This window comes from Mesorhizobium sp. M7A.F.Ca.CA.004.04.2.1, assembly GCF_004022825.1.
Taxonomy (GTDB): domain Bacteria; phylum Pseudomonadota; class Alphaproteobacteria; order Rhizobiales; family Rhizobiaceae; genus Mesorhizobium.
Genome location: NZ_RZPH01000644.1, coordinates 1 through 3,554 on the forward strand (window position 1 = coordinate 1; position 3,554 = coordinate 3,554).

General features: G+C 62.0%; 7 protein-coding genes and 1 pseudogene. All 8 read right to left on the reverse strand.

Annotated elements, in window-relative coordinates:
• A pseudogene (locus EN893_RS24445) lies at nt 1-198 on the reverse strand (30S ribosomal protein S3); the annotation flags it as partial.
• Nucleotides 198-587 (reverse strand): 50S ribosomal protein L22, encoded by a 390-nt coding sequence (rplV, locus tag EN893_RS24450; RefSeq protein ID WP_006205462.1) that lies wholly within the window; start codon nt 585-587, stop codon nt 198-200. The pseudogene EN893_RS24445 and the gene rplV, both read right to left, overlap by 1 nt.
• A gap of 2 nt (nt 588-589) precedes the next feature.
• Nucleotides 590-868: a 30S ribosomal protein S19 gene (gene rpsS / locus EN893_RS24455; RefSeq protein ID WP_006205463.1), complete on the reverse strand. Its 279-nt coding sequence runs from the start codon at nt 866-868 to the stop codon at nt 590-592.
• Nucleotides 869-884: 16 nt separating this feature from the next.
• Complete coding sequence (rplB, locus tag EN893_RS24460; protein WP_024505067.1) at nt 885-1,718, reverse strand: 50S ribosomal protein L2; 834 nt, start codon at nt 1,716-1,718, stop codon at nt 885-887.
• A gap of 22 nt (nt 1,719-1,740) precedes the next feature.
• Nucleotides 1,741-2,034: a 50S ribosomal protein L23 gene (locus EN893_RS24465; RefSeq protein ID WP_013531424.1), complete on the reverse strand. Its 294-nt coding sequence runs from the start codon at nt 2,032-2,034 to the stop codon at nt 1,741-1,743.
• A complete protein-coding gene (gene rplD / locus EN893_RS24470; protein ID WP_013531423.1) occupies nt 2,031-2,651 on the reverse strand; it encodes a 50S ribosomal protein L4 in 621 nt (206 codons plus the stop codon). Before rplD ends, EN893_RS24465 begins: the two co-directional genes overlap by 4 nt.
• Complete coding sequence (gene rplC, locus EN893_RS24475) at nt 2,651-3,379, reverse strand: 50S ribosomal protein L3 (RefSeq protein WP_013531422.1); 729 nt, start codon at nt 3,377-3,379, stop codon at nt 2,651-2,653. Before rplC ends, rplD begins: the two co-directional genes overlap by 1 nt.
• 61 nt (nt 3,380-3,440) lie before the next feature.
• Nucleotides 3,441-3,554: 30S ribosomal protein S10 (locus EN893_RS24480; RefSeq protein WP_281062500.1), on the reverse strand; the 114-nt coding region annotated here is incomplete at its 5' end.

The window sequence follows — 3,554 nt, forward strand, 5'->3', positions numbered from 1 at the left end:
GACGCGGCACTTCTTGTGCGGACGCTCGATCACGACCTTCGAGATGGCAGCCTGCTTGAGCTCCTTCTCGAGATACTTGCGGATCTTGATGTCCTCATGCAGCAGCTTGCCGTACTCGCCGGTGTTCGCGAACCAGCGCGAATCCCAGGTGCGGTTGATGCCGAGGCGAAGACCGATCGGATTGACTTTCTGGCCCATTATGCGGCCTCCCCTTTTTCTTCGACTTCACGAACGACGATCGTGAGGTGCGAGAACGGCTTCTCGATACGGCTGGCGCGACCGCGGCCACGGGCATGGAACCGCTTCATGACGATCGACTTGCCGACATAGGCTTCCGCCACGATCAGTGCATCGACATCCAGGTCGTGGTTGTTTTCCGCGTTGGCGATTGCCGATTCCAGCGTCTTCTTGACCGTGCCGGAAATCCGCTTGGCCGAGAATTCGAGATCGGAAAGCGCTGTCGCGACCTTCTTGCCGCGGATCAGCGCGGCAACGAGGTTCAGCTTCTGCGGGCTGATACGGATCGTGCGCAATACGGCGCGCGCTTCGTTATCAGCAAGCCTGCGCGGAGCTTTGGCCTTGCCCATGATTATTTCCTCTTCGCCTTCTTATCCGCGCCGTGACCGTAATAGGTCCGGGTCGGAGCGAATTCACCGAACTTGTGACCGACCATGTCCTCGTTCACCGAGACGGGAACATGCTTCTGGCCGTTGTAGACACCGAAGGTGAAGCCGACGAACTGCGGCAGGATGGTGGAGCGACGGCTCCACATCTTGATCACCTCATTGCGACCACCTTCACGAACCTTGTCCACCTTCTTGAGAAGGTAGCCGTCAATGAAGGGGCCTTTCCAAATCGAACGAGTCACTTGGCGTTACCTCTTCTTAGCTCTTGCGCTGATGGCGCGAGCGCAGGATGAACTTGTCGGTCGCCTTGTTGGACCGCGTCTTCTTGCCCTTGGTCGGCTTGCCCCAGGGCGAAACCGGATGGCGGCCACCCGAGGTGCGGCCTTCACCGCCGCCGTGCGGATGGTCGACCGGGTTCATGGTCACGCCGCGATTGTGCGGGCGCTTGCCACGCCAAACCGTGCGACCGGCCTTGCCGTCATTGATGTTGCCGTGGTCCGGATTGGACACGGCGCCGACAGTGGCCATGCAGGAGCCGTGAACGACACGCTGCTCGCCCGAATTGAGGCGCAGGATCGCCATGCCCTGGTCACGACCGACTAGCTGACCGTAACCACCTGCCGAACGGGCGACCTGAGCGCCCTTGCCCGGCTTCAGCTCGATGTTGTGGACGATGGTGCCGACCGGCATCGAAGCCAGCGGCATCGCATTGCCCGGCTTCACATCTACCGATTCACCGGAGACGATCTTGTCGCCGGGAGCCAGACGCTGCGGAGCGATGATGTAGGACAGCTCGCCATCGTCATACTTGATCAGCGCGATGAAGGCGGTGCGGTTCGGATCGTATTCAATGCGCTCGACCGTGCCGACGACGTCGAACTTGCGGCGCTTGAAGTCGATGATGCGGTACGAACGCTTGTGCCCACCGCCGATGAAGCGGGCGGTGATGCGACCGTGATTGTTGCGGCCGCCCGACTTGGTCAGGCCTTCGGTCAGACCCTTGACGGGCTTGCCCTTGTAAAGACCCGAGCGGTCGACGATGACCAGCTGACGGGTGCTGGGCGTTACCGGGTTGAATTTTTTCAGTGCCATTGTTCTGTCCTCGCGGCCTTGCTCAGAGACCCGTCGCGACGTCGATCGACTGACCATCGGCCAGCGTCACAACCGCCTTCTTGACGTCGCTCTGGCGGCCAACCGTGCCACGGAAGCGCTTGATCTTGCCCTTGCGGACAAGCGTGTTCACGGCCATCACCTTGACGCCGAACAGCGCTTCGACGGCGGCCTTGATTTCCGGCTTCGACGCCTTCTTGGCGACGTTGAAGACGACCTTGTTCTGCTCGGAGGCCATGGTCGACTTTTCGGTGATCGCCGGCGAGACGATCACGTCGTAATGACGAAGGTCGGTCATTTAAAACGCTCCTCGAGAGCCTCGACGGCGGCCTTCGAAAGGACCAGCGTGCCGCGGCGCAGAATGTCGTAGACGTTGATGCCCTGGATGGGCAGCACGTCGATGTTGGGGATGTTCGTCGCCGCCAGCTTGAAGTTCTTGTCAAGCTCGGCGCCGCCGATCAGCAAAGCGTTGGTCAGGCCCAGCGTCGCGAAATTCGCGATCAGCGCCTTCGTCTTGGCCTCGGTCAGCTTCAGCTCGTCGATGATGATGATCGACGCGCTCTTGGCCTTGGCCGAGAGAGCATGCTTGAGGCCGAGAGCACGAACCTTCTTCGGCAGTTCGTGCTCGTGGCTGCGAACGACCGGGCCGTGGGCCTTGCCGCCGCCGCGGAACTGCGGAGCGCGTGCCGAATGGTGACGGGCGCGACCCGTACCCTTCTGCTTGTACATCTTGGCGCCGGTGCGCGCGATCTCGGCGCGACCCTTGGTCTTGTGCGTGCCCTGCTGCTTCTTGGCAAGCTGCCAGCGCACGACGCGCTGCAGGATGTCTTCGCGCGGATCAAGGCCGAAAATCTCGTCGGAGAGTTCCACCTTGCCGGCGTCCTTGCCGCCCAGCGTTGTGATCTTGAGATCCATTATTCCGCTCCCTCTGTGGCCGGAGCCTCGTTCTTGGCGCCACTTTCGGCAGCAACGGCGCGGATCGCGGCAGGCTTCGGCGCATTGGCCGGCAGTGCCACCTTGGCCGCATCGCGGACCAGGATCCAGGCGCCCTTCGATCCGGGAACCGCACCGCGGATCAGGATCAGGCCGCGGTCGGCGTCGGTCGATACGATCTCGACATTCTGCGTGGTGACGCGGGTGTCGCCCATGTGGCCAGCCATATGCTTGCCCTTGAACACCTTGCCCGGGTCCTGGCGCTGGCCGGTCGAACCGTGCGTCCGGTGCGAAACCGAGTTACCGTGCGTTGCACGGCCACCGCCCATGTGGTGGCGCTTGATGACGCCCTGGAAGCCCTTGCCGATCGTCGTGCCCGTCACATCGACCTTCTGGCCGGCGACGAAGTGCTCGACGGTGATCTCGGCGCCGACATCGATCATGTTGTCGGCGGAGACGCGGAACTCGGCGACCTTCGCCTTCGGCTCGACGGAAGCGGTCGCGAAATGGCCGCGCATCGCCTTCGACGTGTTCTTCACCTTGGCAAGGCCAACGCCGAGCTGAACGGCGGTGTAGCCATTCTTCTCTTGCGTGCGCTGGGCCACGACCTGGCAGTTCTCCATCAGGAGAACGGTGACGGGAACATGTTCCCCGGCATCGTTGTAGATGCGGGTCATTCCCACCTTCTTTGCAATCACACCTGAACGCATCGGTTCAATTCCTTTAGAGTTCCGGGCCAGGGGCACCGCCCCTTACCGCGCTCTCATTCCCTTAGAGCTTGATCTCGACGTCGACGCCGGCGGCCAGATCGAGCTTCATCAAAGCATCGACCGTCTGCGGGGTCGGATCGACGATGTCGAGCAGACGCTTGTGCGTGCGCATCTC